At 68.1% G+C, this 15,779-nt stretch carries 17 protein-coding genes and 1 pseudogene; 11 read left to right on the top strand and 7 right to left on the bottom strand.

The genetic code is table 11. From position 1 onward, the window contains the following. From AC1DY5_RS16145 to AC1DY5_RS16125, 5 genes are all read right to left on the bottom strand, one after another. Positions 1-490 (bottom strand): ABC transporter substrate-binding protein (locus tag AC1DY5_RS16145; protein WP_478112891.1); only part of this gene is annotated, 490 nt, incomplete at its 3' end. Between the two features lie 49 nt (positions 491-539). Beyond that, positions 540-1,772, bottom strand: a complete 1,233-nt coding sequence (locus tag AC1DY5_RS16140; protein WP_478112889.1) for an NAD(P)/FAD-dependent oxidoreductase — start codon at positions 1,770-1,772, stop codon at positions 540-542. Then, positions 1,772-2,095, bottom strand: a complete 324-nt coding sequence (locus AC1DY5_RS16135; protein WP_478112887.1) for a 2Fe-2S iron-sulfur cluster-binding protein — start codon at positions 2,093-2,095, stop codon at positions 1,772-1,774. The genes AC1DY5_RS16140 and AC1DY5_RS16135 overlap by 1 nt, the downstream gene beginning before the upstream one ends. A 10-nt stretch (positions 2,096-2,105) precedes the next feature. Further along, the gene (locus AC1DY5_RS16130) at positions 2,106-3,545 is read right to left on the bottom strand and encodes a glutamine synthetase family protein (protein WP_478112885.1); all 1,440 of its coding nucleotides are present in this window, start codon (positions 3,543-3,545) and stop codon (positions 2,106-2,108) included. A 13-nt stretch (positions 3,546-3,558) separates the two neighbouring features. Then, positions 3,559-4,884, bottom strand: a complete 1,326-nt coding sequence (locus tag AC1DY5_RS16125) for an aromatic ring-hydroxylating dioxygenase subunit alpha (protein WP_478112883.1) — start codon at positions 4,882-4,884, stop codon at positions 3,559-3,561. A 291-nt stretch (positions 4,885-5,175) separates the two neighbouring features. Here AC1DY5_RS16125 and AC1DY5_RS16120 point away from each other — a divergent pair, with 291 nt between their 5' ends. The 6 genes and pseudogenes from AC1DY5_RS16120 (at position 5,176) to yccS (ending at position 10,619) form a co-directional block, all read left to right on the top strand. Beyond that, positions 5,176-5,910: a GntR family transcriptional regulator gene (locus AC1DY5_RS16120; protein WP_478112882.1), complete on the top strand. Its 735-nt coding sequence runs from the start codon at positions 5,176-5,178 to the stop codon at positions 5,908-5,910. Between the two features lie 167 nt (positions 5,911-6,077). Then, positions 6,078-6,923: pseudogene (locus AC1DY5_RS16115) on the top strand (M4 family metallopeptidase); the annotation flags it as partial. After that, positions 6,856-7,170, top strand: a complete 315-nt coding sequence (locus AC1DY5_RS16110; RefSeq protein WP_478112893.1) for a M4 family metallopeptidase — start codon at positions 6,856-6,858, stop codon at positions 7,168-7,170. The pseudogene AC1DY5_RS16115 and the gene AC1DY5_RS16110, both read left to right, overlap by 68 nt. Continuing rightward, complete coding sequence (locus AC1DY5_RS16105; RefSeq protein WP_478112880.1) at positions 7,157-7,492, top strand: protealysin inhibitor emfourin; 336 nt, start codon at positions 7,157-7,159, stop codon at positions 7,490-7,492. The genes AC1DY5_RS16110 and AC1DY5_RS16105 overlap by 14 nt, the downstream gene beginning before the upstream one ends. Positions 7,493-7,974: 482 nt before the next feature. Continuing rightward, positions 7,975-8,586 (top strand): hypothetical protein, encoded by a 612-nt coding sequence (locus tag AC1DY5_RS16100; protein ID WP_478112879.1) that lies wholly within the window; start codon positions 7,975-7,977, stop codon positions 8,584-8,586. Next, positions 8,571-10,619 (top strand): YccS family putative transporter, encoded by a 2,049-nt coding sequence (yccS, locus tag AC1DY5_RS16095; RefSeq protein WP_478112878.1) that lies wholly within the window; start codon positions 8,571-8,573, stop codon positions 10,617-10,619. The genes AC1DY5_RS16100 and yccS overlap by 16 nt, the downstream gene beginning before the upstream one ends. A 15-nt stretch (positions 10,620-10,634) precedes the next feature. Here the strand turns inward: yccS and AC1DY5_RS16090 are convergent, their stop codons facing one another. Together AC1DY5_RS16090 and AC1DY5_RS16085 are read right to left on the bottom strand one after the other, a co-directional pair. Continuing rightward, positions 10,635-11,183, bottom strand: a complete 549-nt coding sequence (locus AC1DY5_RS16090) for a nucleoside 2-deoxyribosyltransferase (protein WP_478112876.1) — start codon at positions 11,181-11,183, stop codon at positions 10,635-10,637. 44 nt (positions 11,184-11,227) lie between these two features. Further along, positions 11,228-11,815: a hypothetical protein gene (locus AC1DY5_RS16085; RefSeq protein WP_478112874.1), complete on the bottom strand. Its 588-nt coding sequence runs from the start codon at positions 11,813-11,815 to the stop codon at positions 11,228-11,230. A 174-nt stretch (positions 11,816-11,989) separates the two neighbouring features. On the opposite strand from AC1DY5_RS16085, the gene AC1DY5_RS16080 reads away from it, so the two are divergent. The 5 genes from AC1DY5_RS16080 to AC1DY5_RS16060 all read left to right on the top strand — a co-directional run. Beyond that, positions 11,990-12,241 (top strand): hypothetical protein, encoded by a 252-nt coding sequence (locus tag AC1DY5_RS16080; RefSeq protein WP_478112872.1) that lies wholly within the window; start codon positions 11,990-11,992, stop codon positions 12,239-12,241. Between the two features lie 132 nt (positions 12,242-12,373). Beyond that, positions 12,374-13,288, top strand: coding sequence for a LysR family transcriptional regulator (locus AC1DY5_RS16075; protein WP_478112870.1), 915 nt, complete (start codon positions 12,374-12,376; stop codon positions 13,286-13,288). A 130-nt stretch (positions 13,289-13,418) separates the two neighbouring features. Next, positions 13,419-13,838 (top strand): malonate transporter subunit MadL, encoded by a 420-nt coding sequence (gene madL / locus AC1DY5_RS16070; RefSeq protein WP_478112868.1) that lies wholly within the window; start codon positions 13,419-13,421, stop codon positions 13,836-13,838. A 5-nt stretch (positions 13,839-13,843) separates the two neighbouring features. Next, positions 13,844-14,608: a malonate transporter subunit MadM gene (gene madM, locus AC1DY5_RS16065; protein ID WP_478112866.1), complete on the top strand. Its 765-nt coding sequence runs from the start codon at positions 13,844-13,846 to the stop codon at positions 14,606-14,608. Positions 14,609-14,619: 11 nt separating this feature from the next. Further along, on the top strand, positions 14,620-15,779 hold a 1,160-nt coding region (locus AC1DY5_RS16060; RefSeq protein WP_478112864.1), incomplete at its 3' end, for a malonate decarboxylase subunit alpha.

The following is a 15,779-nucleotide window of genomic DNA, read 5'->3' as shown; positions in this document are numbered from 1 at the left end:
GCCTGGCCATCCAGCGCGCCATCGGGTCGGTGACCTGCTGCACCGTGAAGGACAGCCGCGTCACGTAGGACGAGGCGCTCGTGATGGCGGAGGAGGCCGCGTTCATCACGAGGGTCGGGACCTTGGCCTGGGTGGCGATCGCCGCGACGGCGTAGGCGTTGGGGCTGAAGTCCAGGCCGGTGATGACGCTGACCTTGTCGCGCACCACCAGTTCCTGCGCGATGCGCTTGGCGGCATCGGGCGCCGGGCCCGCGGTGTCCTTCTTGATGATCTCGACCGGGCGGGCGGCKATCTTGCCGCCGTGCTCCTTGAGGTACAGCGCGACGCCGGCGTCGAACTGGCGCCCGTAGTCGGCGTAGGGGCCCGAATAGGTCGCGATCATGCCGATCCGCAGCGGCTCGTCGGCCGCGTGCGCGCCGGTCATGGCACCGAAGGCGCCGAGGCAGGCCAGCGTCAGGGCGCCAAGCGCCTTTCTCTTGTTCATCGTCATCGTGGAAGCTCCGTTCAGTGAAACCGGCGAACCGGCAGGCAAGGGGTGATCAGGGGGCCGACTTGAGGTCGAAGGATTCGTCGGCGAGCTGGCTGGCGCTGAAGCGGGCACGGGCGCCGATCAGCTTTCGGCTCTGCATGTGCTCGGCCGGCTTGTTGACCGAGTGCGCGGCCACGAGCGTGTCGTGTCTCAGGTAGAACACGCTGAAGCGGTCGCTGGCCATGTCGCCGCGCAGCACGACCTCGTCGCCCGGCGCGGCCAGGCCGGCCATCTGGAACTTGAGCTCGAATTGGTCGCTCCAGAACCAGGGTACGGCCGTGCAGGGCTGGTCGCGCCCGACGATCAGCGAGGCCAGCGCCCTGGCGCCCTCGTTGGCCGACTGGATCGATTCAAGCCGCATGCGCGCCGGCGCGCCGTGCGCCGGCGGCAGCGCCATGTTGGCGACGTCCCCTGCGGCCAGCACGCGCGGCGCCGACGTGCGGCCGAGCATGTCGACCAGGATGCCGTTGTTGATCGCGATGCCGGCCTGCTGCGCCAGTTCGGCATTTGGCAGCACGCCGATGCCGAGCACCACCAGGTCGCAGTCGATGCGCGTGCCGTCGTCCAGCTCGACCGCAGCCACGCGCCCCTGGCTTCCATGCAGCGCGCGCACGCCACGCCCGGTGAGGAGATTGACGCCGCGGCTCCGGTGCGCGTTTTCCACGTAGGCCGACATCGCGGGTGGGAGGGCGCGGGTCAGAAGATGGGGTTGCGCCTCGACCACAGTGACCGCCACGCCCCGCGAGCGCAGCCCCGATGCCACTTCGAGGCCAATAAAGCCGCCGCCTATTACGCAGGCGCATTGGGTGCGCTCCGCGGCATCGGCGATGCGCAGCGCGTCATCGAGAGTGCGCAGGTTGAAGACGCCTTCTAGTTCCGAGCCTGGAAGCGATATCGGCCTGCAGCGTGCACCGGTGGCCAACGCCAGCCAGCTGTAGTCGAGCTTCGCGCCATCGTCGAGCGTCACGGTGCGCGCTCCGGCGTCCATTGCCTCCACGCGGCGACCCAGCAGGACCTCGATGTCATTCTGTGTAAAGAAGTCCGGGCCGCGCAGCGCGAGCTGGTCGACGCCGGTCTTTCCGGTCAACAGGCCCTTCGATAGCGGCGGACGCTGGTAGGGCGCATGCGCTTCGTCACCGACGATCATGATGCGCTCCGCGAAACCGAGTTCGCGTGCGGTGGCGGCGATCTGGACGCCGGCGTACGAGGCGCCAACGATCACGAGGGGAGGGGCGGTGGACATCAGCTTTGCGTTTCCGGAACGCGCACGGTCATGCCGTCCAGCTCGGCGGTCATCGAGAGCTGGCAGCTCAGGCGGCTGGTAGCGAGACGCTCGGATGCGACGCCGTCCAGCAACTCGTTCTCGATCTCGTCCACTGGCGGAAGACGATCGAAAAACGCCTCGTCCACATAGACGTGGCATGTCGCGCAGGAGCAGGACCCGCCGCACTCCGCATCGATGCCGCGGACATTGCCGCGAATGGCGTTCTCCATCACGCTTGAGCCGATCTTGGCTTCGACGCTGCGATTGCTGCCGTCTTTGAGGATGTAATGGATCAGGGGCATGACGGTCTCCTTAGTACATGTCGAAGTACTCGCGGTGTTCCCACTCGCTGACTTCGAGGTTGAAGCGGGCGATTTCCGCTTCCTTGATGTGGCAGAGGTAGTCGACGAAGGTCTTGCCCATCTGGGCGTTGAGCATCTCGTCGTTGCGCAGGCATGCCAGCGCTTCGCCAAGCGAACGCGGCAACTGCTCGGCCGGTGTCTCGTAGGGCGCGTCGGCGGACGGACCCGGATCCGTCTTGTTGCGCATGCCGTCGAGGCCTGAAAACAGCTGCGACGCCAGATAGAGGTAGGGATTGGCGGTCGGCTCGCCGACCCGGTTCTCGATCCGGGTCGCGCTCTGGCCGGCGCCGCCCAGCACGCGCAGCATCGCGCCGCGGTTGTCGCGGGCCCAGATCGCGCGGTCCGGTGCCAGCGAGAAAGGGCGGTAGCGTCGATAGCCGTTGATCGTCGGGCTGGCCAGCGCGGCTGAACCGCAGGCATGTTCCTTCAGTCCGCCGAGGTAGTGCAGGCCGATCTCGCTCAGGTCCTGGCCGGGCTCGGCGGGCATGAAGGCGTTGACGCCATCGCTCTTGCGGCGCAGCGACTGGTGCAGGTGCCAGCCGCTCGACATCACGTTCGGGATGCGCGGCCGGCACATGAATGTCGCGTGGTAGCCGGCCCGCTGGCAGATCTGCTTGATCGCGCTGCGCAGCAGAACCATGGTGTCGGCCGGCAGCACGCCGGCCGTGGGGCCGAAGGTCAGCTCGAACTGGCTCGGCCCGAACTCGATCTCGAGCGAGCGCAGCGGCAGGCCGAGCGCGATCAGCTGCGAGCGCAGCAGCTCCATCACGGCATCGACGCGGTCGTAGCGCAGCTCGGTCAGGTATTGGTGGCCGTGCGACAGCAGCGACACGCGCGGCGGCTCGCCGGGCTGGCCCGAATCGGCCAGGCCCAGGCGCGGGTCCTCGAGCTTGAAGACATGGAACTCGACCTCGAGGCCGGCGATGAAGTCGAGCCCCAGCTCGCCGAGCTGCTGCACGGCGCGCTGCAGGATCTGCCGCGTGGCGTAGGGGCAGGGCTTGCCGTCGGCCATGTAGGCGTCGCACAGGACCCAGCCCGAGCGCGGCGCCCACGGCAGCACCTTGAAGGTCGAGGGGTCGGCCACGACCGTGAAATCGGCGCCGCCCTGGAAGCCCTCGATGGCGAAGCCGCCGCMGGCCGCGAACACCGGGAACACGGTCTTGTGCGAGGTGTCCTTGGCCAGCAGGGTGGAGGTGAGGTTGACGCCGTCCCACAGCGCGGCGCGCGCCTCGCTGGCTACCAGGGTCTTGCCGCGCAACAGGCCGTGCTGGTCGGGCCAGGCGAAGCGCACGACGTCGACTTCGCCGGCATCGATGCGGCGCACCAGTTCCTGGGCCTGCTTCAGCTGATCGTCGGACCAGAGGCCGTGGCGGTCTACAAAGGAGCTCATGGCGTGGCCGTCTTCAGGCAGCAGACAGGCGGGCCGAGGCCCAGTCCGACTTGAGGCGCCGCTCACGGTCGGCGCTCTGCCAGTAGCCGTCGGTGTTGCCGGCTTCGCCGATGCCGTCGATCGACGGCGGTCCGGTGAGTGCGCTGGCCTGCGTGGCATCGATCAGCATCGGCGCACTCTCGCCGGCCTGCGTGCTCTCGATGGCCTTCACCAGCATGCGGCGGTAGGTGATGATGCCCTTGTCGGTGCTGCCCAGGTGTTCGCGCRTGCGGTCCTGGATCGGCCCCTGCGATTCGATCGCCCACTGGTCGTGCACGTTGATGTCGTCGCCCATGCCGGTGTAGGTCTCGGTCAGCTGCTCCTCGACATTGAAGCCGTAGTTGTTGCGCTTGTTCTTGCGCGAGGTGTAGTCGGGCAGCTCGTAGAGCTCGAGCCGCTGGTCGCGCATCTGCTGCTTGTCGACCGGGCCGGTGAAGCTGGTGAAGATCGCATACCAGTAGCAGTGCGTGTCGTCGACTGGCACGTGCCATTGCGAGATCGTCATCTCGGCGCTCATGGGGATCACGAAGGCCTGCGGGAACACCACGTTGGTCACCCGCACGTGGGTCTGCGTCTCCGAGAGCTTGCGCAGCGCGGTCAGGCGCATGCCGTAGTCGGTCGGCTCGACGCTGATGTCCGGGCGGTCGTATTCGCGCAGCACCTTGGTGATCGGCAWGTCCGAGTCGGCCGAGGCGCCGCGGAACTGCTTGCCGTAGCTTTCCGAGGTGTCGGCGTCCTCGAAAAAGCGGTGCAGGTAGGAGGCATGCGCGGGGTCGATGCCGACCTCGAGCGCCTGCAGCCAGTTGCACTCGAACAGGCCCTTGAAGGCGAAGGTGTGCGAGTCGGGGGCGACGAAGCAATCGAACTTGGGGAAGGCCGGCGGCTCGCCTTCGCCGATGTAGGCGAACACGGTGCCGGCGCGCTCGACCACCGGATAGGCCGATTGCCGGATGCGGCTGCAGAGCTTGCTGCCCACGGGCTCGGCCGGGGTCTCGAGGCAGTTGCCCTTGGCGTCGAACAGCCAGCCATGGAAGGCACAGCGGATGCCGCCGTCCTCGAGACGTCCGAATGCCAGGTCGGCGCCGCGGTGCGGGCAATCGCGGTCGAGCATGCCGAGCTGGCCCTTGTCGTCGCGGAACAGCACGAAGTGCTGGCCCATCAGCTGCACCGGCCTGAGCGGGCGCGGGCCGGCGAGTTCATCGGCCAGGGCCACGGGTTGCCAGTAGCGGCGCAGCAGCGTTCCGGCGGGGGTGCCCCGGCCGATCCGGGTCATGAAATCATTTTGTTCAGCGCTGATCATGGGAGGTGCTCCATCGAAGGTTGATTGGTGGGAAGCATTACTGCATGCAATTGCATACATTATCGAAGCTGATCCTGTTCGAGGTCAATAATGTTTGACTCATTTCGGCCTTCAGAGGCCTTAAGATAAGGGTTAACACCTAATATTCGATGCATCTTTGAGGTGCATCGGACAGCGATGAATGCACTGTGTTCTTGATGCATGCAATAATTGGACCAATGCCAGTTTCATGTGTGCAGCGGCGTTCGTTCTCCTTAGAATCGAGTCATTCCTTCGCTTCGCCGACCCCAGATGGACTCCCAACAATCCCGCGTGCTGGTTCAACTCCGCGACTTGATCCTCAAGGGCGAATTCGTGCCCGGCGAGCGGCTGGCCGAGATCCCGCTGGCGGAAAAGCTCGGCGCCTCGCGCACGCCGGTGCGGCTGGCGCTGACCAGCCTGGAGCACGAGGGCCTGATCGAACAGTCGCCGAGCGGCGGCTATCAGATGCGCCGCTTCACTTCGCAGGAGATTGCCGACGCGATCCGCGTGCGCGGCGTGATCGAGGGCTTCGCCGCGCGCCTGCTGGCGGAGGACGGTGCCTCGCGACAGCTGCTGCGCGAGCTGCACGAGTGCCTCGACGACGGCGACAAGGCGGTCAACAAGGCCGAGATGGACCTCGACGACTACACGGCCTATGTCGAGATGAACGACCGCTTCCACAAGCTGATCATGCAGGGCTGCGGCAACGTCGCGCTGCAGCGCGTGATGGACATGCTCGACGGCCAGCCCTTCGCGTCGCCGAGCGCGATGCTGCCGATGCAGTCGTCGATGGAAGAAGGGCACCAGTGGATGAAGCAGGCCCACCGCACGCACCACGCGATGGTGCAGGCCATCGAGCGCGGCCAGGGTTCGCGTGCCCAGGCGCTGGGCGAGGAGCACGTCGAGATCGCGCGCATGAACCTCGAGTACGCGCTCGAGCGGCCCGAACTCGCGGCCGAGCTGATGCCAGGGATGCGGCTTGTGTCGGGGAAGACGCGCGGGTAGTGCTGGCGCCAACACCAGAGACGCTGACCTGACACTGACCGTGTCGGCGTCGTGGCTCCCTCGGGGGGTGGTCGCAATCTGCAGGATGGCAGGCTTCTAATTCGCTCCTCGGGCCGGCCGGGCGCCATTCCTGAAGCCGGGGCCCGGGGCCTTCCAAGGAGAACGCCATGTCATTTCCCCCTGTCTCCGGCCGGCGATCCGAAGGGCCGGCGATGCGCTTTCAACCGATGTGCTGCTTCATCGTCCCACCCGGCGTGCTGAAAAAATATTCGCGCGACCCGGCGATCGACGCCGCAACCCGCAAGACGCTGCAGGACACCTATGTGGAGACCGAACGGCTGCGCGGCCTGCGTGAAGCACATCGCATTGCCACCCTGCGCGATCCCGAGCGCTTCCTGGCCGGCGCCGCGGTCCATGTTCCGGCCCAGCACCTGTTCGACTGCATGCATCGCAAGGGTCTTCCAGGCAAGGCGGTGCCGACGCCGAGCGGCGGCTTCAAGACCGTGTTCGACACCACCGCCAAGGTGGTGGAGTTCTACAAGACCGTGCTCGGCCGCAATTCGGTCGACAACAAGGGCTTCGACCTGGTGTCCAGCCTTCACTACTCCAAGAACTACGACAACGCCTTCTGGAACGGCTCGCAGATGGTGTATGGGGACGGCGACGGCAAGCTGTTCGGCGAGATGTACCTGTCGGCGGACGTGATCGGGCATGAGCTGACCCATGGCGTGACGCAGAACCTCAGCGCGCTGCGCTACGAGGGCGAGTCGGGCGCGCTGAACGAGAGCATCAGCGATGTCTTCGGCGCCGTGTTCAACCAGTGGCTCAACAACTGGCCCGTGACCGAGGCGCGCGGCTGGCTGGTCGGCGCTGGCATCGTGGCGCCCCCCGCAGAGGCCAAGGGCTTCACCTGCCTGCGCGACATGGCCCAGCCCTCCGCCGCGCATTGCCTGTCGCCGCAGCCCGAGCTCTACAGCCAGCTCGATCCCACCGCGGACGTGCACGAGAACAGCGGCGTGCCCGAACAAGGCATTCGCCACTTTCGCGCGCGCGGCAGGCGGCCAGGCATGGGGCAATGCCATCAAGGTCTGGTACGACACCTGCATCAACCGTGCGCTGCGCAGCGACGCGACCTTCAGCGAGTTCGCCGCGCTGACCCTCGCCTCGGCGCAGAAGTTCGGCGGCGCGGCGCTGGAGACCCAGTGCCGGAGCGCCTGGAGCGAGGTCGGCGTCGCGCTTCCGAGCCATGACGCAGCCTGAGGATCCGGCCCGGACCACGGTGCGCAGCGTGCGCATCGAGCGCCGTGGCGGCCTGGCCGGGCTGGCCGTGAACGCCAGGCATGACTATGCGGCGCTCAGCGCGGCGCAGAAGCAGGCGTTGGGACAGTTGATCAGGGCGGCGGCGTCGAAGGGGCAGCCGGCCGCTGCCCGCGGCGCGCCTGCCGGCCCGGCGCCCGGTGCGGATCGATTCGGCTATCGCCTCCACGTCGAGGACTCGGCCGGCGGGGAGCAGGTGCTCGACGTCTCGGACGATGCCATGCCTGCCGCCCTCGAATCGCTCGCCAAGCCTTCGCTGCCCTGAGCTTCACGCCTCGATTCCTGATGCACTGCATGGACAATAGGCGGTCGCTCCTTGTGGCTCGAGGACTACAGCGGGCTCAAGGACCTGGTCGATGAATGGCGGGCGGCTGGCGTCACCGACCTGGCCGCGCACCTCGCCGCGGATCCGGCCCGGGTCCGCGACTGCATGGGGCGCTACAAGGTCCTGCGCGTCAACCCAGCACACGCTGAGCCCGTTCGGGGCACCGCGCCACGAAGCCCTGTTGGCCTCGCTGGGCGGAACCTGCCGGGCCACGAATCGCGCTGGGACCGCGTGCTGGTGTCGCTGGAAGACATCACGGCCCGCGTCACACCTATCGCGAGCGCACGGAAGCCGAGCGCTATGCGCGCGACCCCTTCGGCCATTCGCCGGTCTCGCTGTGGGTCGAGGATTTCAGCGCCGTCAAGCAGCTGCTCGACGAGATCCGGCAGCGCGGCATCACCGATTTCACGACCTTCATCAAGGTGCATCCCGAATTCGTCACCCGCTGCATGCAGGAAATCCGCGTGATCGACGTCAACCGCGAGACGCTGCGGATGTTCGGCGCCGCCGACACGCCCGACCTGCTGCGCAACATCAACAAGGTGTTTCGTGGCGAGATGCAGGATTCCTTCGCCGAGCAGCTGCGCGACCTCTGGGACAACAAGACCTCGCAGCAGCGCGAGGTCGTCAACTACTCGCTGAGCGGCGACCTGATCAACATCCACATTCAGTTCACCGTGCTGCAGCACCTGCAGCACCTGCAGCCCTGGGACCTGGTGCTGGTGTCGCTGGTCGACATCACGGCGCGCAAGAAGGCCGCGCGAGCGCATCCTGTCGCTGCTCGACCTCAACAAACAGTTCCACGCCGGGCAGAGCGGGCACGTCATCAGCCTCGCGATCGGCGTCGCGACCTGCGCTTCGGGGGACCAGCTGGAAGCAGCATTGCTGCGCGCCGACCGCGCCATGACGAGGACAATTCGCGGTTCTACGCGGGCGCCAACGCGTGGGACACCGCGCGCTCCGCGGCCGCCGCGCCGGCGGCAGGGGGGGCGTGGCACGCATCCTGCGAAGCGATGGCATGCTCCCTTTCGTGATCGAACCATTTCCACAACGGCTGCGCAGGTGGGGCTCGGGCCAGGCCCAGGCGCTGCGGGTGTTGCTGACCCTCAGCAGCCTGATGGCGGCGTGCGGCGCCGTTGGGCGGATGGAGGCCGTGACTCCGCTGTTCCTCGGAGCGATCGCGAGTGCGCTGGCCGAAACCGACGACAGCGGGYGGGGGCGCTACCGCACCCAGATGGTCACGCTGGCCTGCTTCGCGGGGGCTGCCTTCGCGGTGTCGGCTTTGATCGACATGCCCGTCCTGTTCATCACCGGCCTCGCGCTCGCGGCGTTCTGGCTGACGATGCTCGGGGCGGTCGAGGCGCGCTACAAGGCGATCGGCTACGCGACGCTGATCCTCGCGATGTACGCCACGCTCGGCATCGGCAACCACCCGCTCGCGGGTCCGGCCGAACGCCGCCTGGAGCTGCTGCTGCTGCTCGCCGGCGCCGCCTGGTACGGTGTCTTCTCGGTGGCCTGGTGCGTGGCCTTTCCGGCCCAGCCGGTGCAGGCGCGCCTGGCCCGGTTGTATGTGGTGCTGGGCCACTATGTGCGTTTCAAGGCTTCGCTGTTCGAGCCGCTGCGCGGCATCGACATCGAGCGCAAGCGGCTGTCGCTGTCGCAGCTCAATGCGGACGTGGTGGCCGAACTCAATGCCGCCAAGGAGAGCATCTTCAGGCGCATCGGTGCCCGCGCGCCGACCGGGCGGATCGCGCGCTACCGCGGCCTCTACTTGATCGCGCAGGATGTGCACGAGCGCGCGAGCTCGTCCCATAACGACTACAACGCGTTGGCGGACGCCTTCTTCCACAGCGACCTGCTGTACCGTTGCCAGCGCGTGCTGCGGCTGCAGGGGGAGGCCTGCGAACGGCTCGGGCTGTCGATCGAGCGGCGCGAGCCCTTCGCCGCCGACGGCGCGACGGTGCAGGCGCTGGCCGACCTGCGCAGCGCGATCGCGCACGAGCGCTCGCACGCCGCCGAACCGGCGCGACAGGCGCTGCTGGCATCGGTCGAGGCGCTCGCGCGCAACCTGGAGCAGCTCGACGGCCAGCTGGCCGGCGCCACCGAGCCGGCGGCCCGGGCCGGACGCACGGACATGGGGCTGTTCGATCGTTCGCCGCGCTCCTGGCGCGATGCGCTCGAGCGGGTCCGGCGCCAGCTCACGCCGCAATCGCCCTTGTTCCGCCACGCGCTGCGACTGGCCGTCGCGCTGGTGGCCGGCTATGGCTTGATGCGCCTGATCCATCCCGCCCAGGGCTACTGGATTCTGCTGACCACGCTCTTCGTCTGCCAGCAGACCTGGGGCGACACCGTGTCGCGCATGGGCCAGCGCATGGCGGGCACGGCGGTCGGCGTGGTGATCGGCTGGGCGCTGCTCGACCTGTTTCCACAGCACCTGGTCGAGGCGCTGCTGGCGGTGGTCGCCGGCGTGCTTTTCTTCGCGACGCGCAGCACGCGCTACCTGCTGGCCACGGCCTGCATGACGGTGCTGGTGCTGATGTGCTTCAACCAGGTGGGCGACGGCGGCGTGCTGATCGTGCCGCGGCTGGTCGATACCGCGATCGGCAGCCTGATCGCCGGGCTGGCGATGGTGCTGGTGCTGCCGCACTGGCAGGCGCGGCGCTTCAACGAACTGGCGGCCGCGGCGGTGCGCAACCAGGCGCTCTATCTGCGCGGGATCGCCCGGCAGTACCATGCCGGCGCACGCGACGACCTGGCCTACCGGCTGGGTGCGCACCGCGTGGCCTTGCGCAACGCCGCGCACGCGGCCGCGCTGCACGCGGCGGCGGCCGGAGCCGCGGAGGCCCTGGAGGCCCTGGCGGCGAACATCGAGCAGGCATCCGCGGAGGCGCTCGAGGCGATGACGGGCCGGGTGGCGGATGTCCAGCGGCTGGTCGGCCTGGCCGGGCCGGACGGCGAGGGCGACCCGGCGACGCAGCTGGTGCGCACCGAACTCAGCCTGATCGGGCAGCAGATCGAGGCGCTGCGCGGCCACGCGCTGCGATGGCTGCGGCCGGAGGCTGCCTGAACCCCGGCGTGCTGCTCAGAGCCTCGTCGGCCATCCGCGTTGCAGCTGCTGCGCCAGACTGTCGAGCGCTGCCTCGGCGTCGGGTGCGAACCCGATCGAACACGAAAGCATGAGATTCAGCGCTTGCCCGAGCCCTTCGACCACCGTGCCGCCGGCCAACTCGGTGACCACGCCGGCAGCGTCGCGCCGGCACGGGATCGCGGCCTGCACGCGATCCGCGTAGCTTCCCTGCGGGACGCCGTAGCCGACCACCGGCTTGCCGAGCGCGACGGCGTATCCGACTTCGAACACGGTGCCGGAGTCGGGCTCCTGGCCGCGGAAGCTCATCAGGTTGGCTATAACGCCGTCGGCTTCGCGGATCAGCGCGGCGTTGCCTACGTAGATGGCCTGTGCCCGCTCGTCGTCGTTCGCCGCCGGCGGCAGGGCCAGTGGTGCGTCGGTCGGCGCGACACCGGCCAGGCCCAGGCGATCGCAGTGCACCTTCAGCGCAGCGAAGATGCTTTCGCGCTCCGGAAAGAAGACATCGGGGCCGGCCAGGTAGATGCGTGGGAGCTTGGGACTCATGCAGCCGATGGTATCGGCCCGGGCGACCGCGAACCCCGCCTCCGCTACGGTAGCGACGCGCGGTCGGCTGGCTTGCCTTCGTGGGCACGGCCCAGGATGTCGGCCCGAAGCTCGTTGTAGCGCGCCACGAAGTTGACCAGCACGCTGGCGGTCCAGGCGAAGGCGAAGATGCCCGAGATGCCGATGATCGGGGGCACGATGCGCCAAGCGCGCGGCAGCGAGAACGGCTCTCCCAGCGCGGTGTAGCAGTTGGCCGCGAAGTAGGCCGCACTCGACCAGTCGCCCACGATGGCGCCGAACTTCAGCGCGGCTGACCAGACCACCACTTCGGCCAGGTGCAGCGCCAGCAGCATCATCACCGTGACTGTGAACAGCAGGTCGGCGCGCCACAGCGACGTGCGCAGGCGCTGCGCGTGGGTCTGTTTGAGGTACGAACTCGTGATGATGCGGATCCAGAAGGCATGGAACATGATCACGAAGACCAGCACGGCGCCGCCGAACATGATGTCGGGCAAGGGCAGCGCCTGGGTCAGGGCGTTCTCGACCAGGCTGGGCCGCAGGTTCGACAGGTCCGAGGCGGCGTTGGATACGACGCCGGGCAGCGAGTCGGAATCGAATTTCGTGTCAGCCATGTGCCGGTCTCGAAGGAAGGCGGGTCGGAGCGGCCCGCGCCATGGTACCGAATGAAGCCGGCAGCGACGATGCCGGATTCACGGGGCCGGAGCCAGGCGCGGCAAGGATTAGGGTTAACACCTATAATAGGGTTAACCCTGAGCGAATTCGCGTTGGGGCAACCGGAGAACCCCATGTCCACGATCCTTGCCAACGGTCTTTCCGTCGATGCTCCCGGCTCATCGCCGGCTACCCGAGCCCTGTCCAATGTCCTGTCCTTCGGCATCCGCCTGCTGACCGGCTGGAAGGTGACAGCCACCGAAGCCCCGTCTTCGCGCAAGGCCGAAGCCGACGCGGTCCGCGAATGGGCCTGGACCTTCGCCCGCACCGACCGCAGCTTCGCCGACGACCTGTTCGCCGCCGCCGACCGCCACGAGCGGGGCTGACCCCCACGCTCCCCCACCTCGTGTGGGTCGCTGCGCCCCGAGGGGCGGCCTGCCGCCGGCCTGACCCCCGCCTCGGTGCGGACGATGCCTGCGTAAGATAGCGCGCATCGCACCCCGCCCCGCAGGCAGCCCATGGACGAGCGCGTCGACGACGACATCACCTTTCGCAGGCTCGAGATCCTGCTCGCCTTCATGGAGACCGGCAATCTCGCGCGTGCCGCCGAGCGGCTCGACACCAGCACGGTCACCGTGCATCGCGCCCTGCACGCGCTCGAAAACGGAATGCGCTGCGCGTTGTTTCGCCACGAGGGCCGCAATCTCCATCCGACCGAAGCCGCCCAGGCACTGGCCGAGGTCGCCCGCGACGTGCTGCGCACCATGTCCCAGGGCATCCGCTCGACCCGCGAGGTGGCCGGCTACTCGGCTGACCGGATCCGCATCGGCTCGCTCTATTCGTTGACCAGCCGCACCGTGCCCGCGATCGTGATGGGCATGAAGGTGCGCAAACCCGAACTGCAGCTCGAACTGGTGCTCGGCTCCAACGCCGACCTGCTGCAGAAGCTGCGCGACGGCGCGGTCGATGCGGTGTTGATCGGGATGCCCGAGGGCGCCCCCGACTTGGAGAGCGAACCCCTCTTCGACGACGACATCTTCTTCGCCGCGCCGGCCGGCTCGCCCTACGGCAAGCTCGAGGCGGTCGACCTGAGCGCCTGCGCCAGCGAGCGTTTCGTCAGCCTGAGCGAAGGCTTCGTGACCTACGGCGGCTTTCGCGAAGCCTTTCGGATCGCCGGCTTCACGCCCGACGTGGTCATGGAGACCGGTGACATCTTCTCGCTGATGAACCTGGTCAGCGGCGGCATCGGCTACACGCTGCTGCCGGGCCGCGTGCGCGGCGTGATGCCGCAGCGGGTGCAACTGATCCCCCTGCAGCCGCGCTACCTCATGCGCCAGAAGATCGGCGTGAGCTTCCTGCGCACCCGCGAGCGCGACCCCAACCTGCTCGCCCTGTTGGCGGTATGCCGCATGGCGCGCGCCGATCTTGCCTAGGGTTAACCCCCGATCGTTTCGCTCCGCGAGCTTTTCGCGAGTGCCGCTTAATTGATCGGACCGGCACCAGCCGGTACCTTCTGTCTCCAGGGAACAGCGCCATCGCGCTGCCCGATCCAGGAGACAAGTCATGATCATCTTCGGCACCGCGCTGCTGGCAATCTGCCACCTGCTCGGAATCTTCATCGGCGACCTGCTCGGGCAGGCACTCGGGGTCAATACCAACGTCGGCGGCGTCGGCATCGCGATGCTGCTGCTGATCTTCGCCCGGCTCTACATGCAGAAGAACGACAAGCTGCCCAAGCTGACCGAACTCGGCGTGGAATACTGGGGCGCGATGTACATCCCGGTCGTGGTCGCGATGGCAGCCCAGCAGGACATGGTCGCGGCGCTGCGCGGCGGCCCGGTGGCCCTGCTGTCGGCGGTCGCCGCGGTCGCGGTCTGCGCGGTCGTGATCGCGCTGATCAACCGGATGGAGCGTCCGGCCGCGGAGGCCGCGGTCCCCGCGCCGCTGCTGCACGACAACCCCCTGCTGACCGAAGCGGAGTGAACACCATGCTCGAAATCCTGCAGAAAGCAGCGGCCCAGAACGGCCTCGTGGCAGCCTTCGCGGTGGTCGGCCTGATCGTCCTGGTCTCGGGACAGATCTCGAAGCGGTTGACCTTCGGCCGCGTCCACGGCTCGGCCATCGCGATCGTGATCGGCCTGGCGCTGGCCTACTGGGGCGGCACCCAGACCGGCGGCCACAAGGGCCTGGCCGATGTGTCGCTGTTCGGCGGCATCGGCCTGATGGGGGGCGCCATGCTGCGCGACTTCGCGATCGTCGCCACCGCCTTCGAGGTGCAGGCCACCGAGGCCCGCAAGGCCGGGCTGATCGGCGTGGTCGCGCTGCTGCTGGGGACCGTGCTGCCATTCATCGTCGGCGCGGCCATCGCGTGGAGCTTCGGCTATTCGGATGCGGTGAGCATGACGACCATCGGTGCCGGTGCGGTGACCTACATCGTCGGCCCGGTCACCGGTGCGGCGATCGGCGCCAGCCCCGACGTCATGGCGCTCAGCATCGCCACCGGGCTCGTCAAAGCCATCATCGTGATGGTCGGCACGCCGATCGCGGCCCGCTTCTTGGCCTTGAAGACGCCGCGCTCGGCGATGGTGTTCGGCGGCTTGGCGGGTACCGTCAGCGGCGTCTCGGCCGGCCTCGCCGCCACCGACCGCAAGCTGGTCCCCTACGGTGCGCTGGTGGCCACCTTCCACACCGGCCTCGGCTGCCTGCTCGGGCCGTCGCTGCTGTTCTTCGCCGTCAAGGCCATCATGGCGTGAGGGCTACATCCATGGACCAAATGAACTGGAACACCAAGGCCGACAACCGCGCGGCCCGGCTCGCACGGGCGGCCGAAGCGCTCGGCGCGCAGCGCGCGGGCAAGCGCGTCGCCACCGAGGCCATCGGCACCCTGCTCGAGGCGGTGCTCGAACCCGGCGACCGCGTCTGCCTCGAAGGCAACAACCAGAAGCAGGCCGACTTCCTTGCGAAGGCGCTGGTGCGGCTCGATCCGCGGCGCGTTCACGGCCTGCACATGGTGCAGTCGGTGCTGGCGCTGCCGGAGCACCTCGACATCTTCGAGAATGGCATCGCGGCGCGGCTCGACTTCAGCTTCTCGGGGCCGCAGGGCGCGCGGCTCGCCATGCTGGTGTCGGCCGGGCGGATCGAGATCGGCGCCATCCACACCTACCTGGAGCTGTTCGCGCGCTACTTCGTCGACCTGACGCCGAAGGTGGCGCTGGTGGCGGCGCAGGCGGCCGATGCCGAGGGCAACCTCTACACCGGGCCCAACACCGAGGACACGCCGGCCATCGTCGAGGCCACCGCCTTCTCGGGCGGCATCGTGATCGCGCAGGTCAACGAGCTGGTCGACGGCCGGACGACGACCCTGCCGCGCATCGACATCCCGGCCGACTGGGTGAGCTTCGTGGTCCAAGCGCCGAGCCCCAATTTCATCGAGCCGCTGTTCACGCGCGACCCGGTGCAGATCAGCGAGATCCAGGTTCTGATGGCGATGATGGCGATAAAGGGCATTTACGCCGAGTACGGCGTCGAGCGGCTGAACCACGGCATCGGCTTCGACACCGCGGCGATCGAACTGCTGCTGCCAACCTACGCCGAATCGCTCGGCCTCAAGGGCCGGATCGCGAAGCACTGGGCTCTGAACCCGCACCCGGCGCTGATCCCGGCGATCGAGGCCGGCTGGGTCGAGTCGGTGCATTCCTTCGGCTCCGAGCTCGGCATGGAGGACTACATCCGGGCCCGCTCCGATGTCTTCTTCACCGGCCCCGACGGCAGCCTGCGCAGCAACCGGGCCTTCTGCCAGGCGGCGGGCCACTACGCCTGTGATCTGTTCATCGGCTCGACCCTGCAGATCGACCTCGACGGCAACAGCTCGACCGCCACGCTCGGGCGCATCGCCGGCTTCGGCGGCGCGCCCAACATGGGGGC

This window comes from Variovorax sp. P4_D9 (assembly GCF_056401695.1).
Note: the sequence above shows the minus strand (reverse complement) of the source record. Positions and strands in the feature narration are given on the sequence as shown.

Bases quoted from the DNA above. Each gene is read 5' to 3' on its own strand.
- madM (WP_478112866.1), top strand. From the start codon at position 13,844: ATGCTCGAAATCCTGCAGAAAGCAGCGGCCCAGAACGGCCTCGTGGCA.
- madL (WP_478112868.1), top strand. From the start codon at position 13,419: ATGATCATCTTCGGCACCGCGCTGCTGGCAATCTGCCACCTGCTCGGA.
- AC1DY5_RS16075 (WP_478112870.1), top strand. From the start codon at position 12,374: ATGGACGAGCGCGTCGACGACGACATCACCTTTCGCAGGCTCGAGATC.
- AC1DY5_RS16120 (WP_478112882.1), top strand. From the start codon at position 5,176: ATGGACTCCCAACAATCCCGCGTGCTGGTTCAACTCCGCGACTTGATC.
- AC1DY5_RS16080 (WP_478112872.1), top strand. From the start codon at position 11,990: ATGTCCACGATCCTTGCCAACGGTCTTTCCGTCGATGCTCCCGGCTCA.
- AC1DY5_RS16140 (WP_478112889.1), bottom strand. From the start codon at position 1,772: ATGTCCACCGCCCCTCCCCTCGTGATCGTTGGCGCCTCGTACGCCGGC.
- AC1DY5_RS16135 (WP_478112887.1), bottom strand. From the start codon at position 2,095: ATGCCCCTGATCCATTACATCCTCAAAGACGGCAGCAATCGCAGCGTC.
- AC1DY5_RS16090 (WP_478112876.1), bottom strand. From the start codon at position 11,183: ATGAGTCCCAAGCTCCCACGCATCTACCTGGCCGGCCCCGATGTCTTC.
- AC1DY5_RS16105 (WP_478112880.1), top strand. From the start codon at position 7,157: ATGACGCAGCCTGAGGATCCGGCCCGGACCACGGTGCGCAGCGTGCGC.
- AC1DY5_RS16085 (WP_478112874.1), bottom strand. From the start codon at position 11,815: ATGGCTGACACGAAATTCGATTCCGACTCGCTGCCCGGCGTCGTATCC.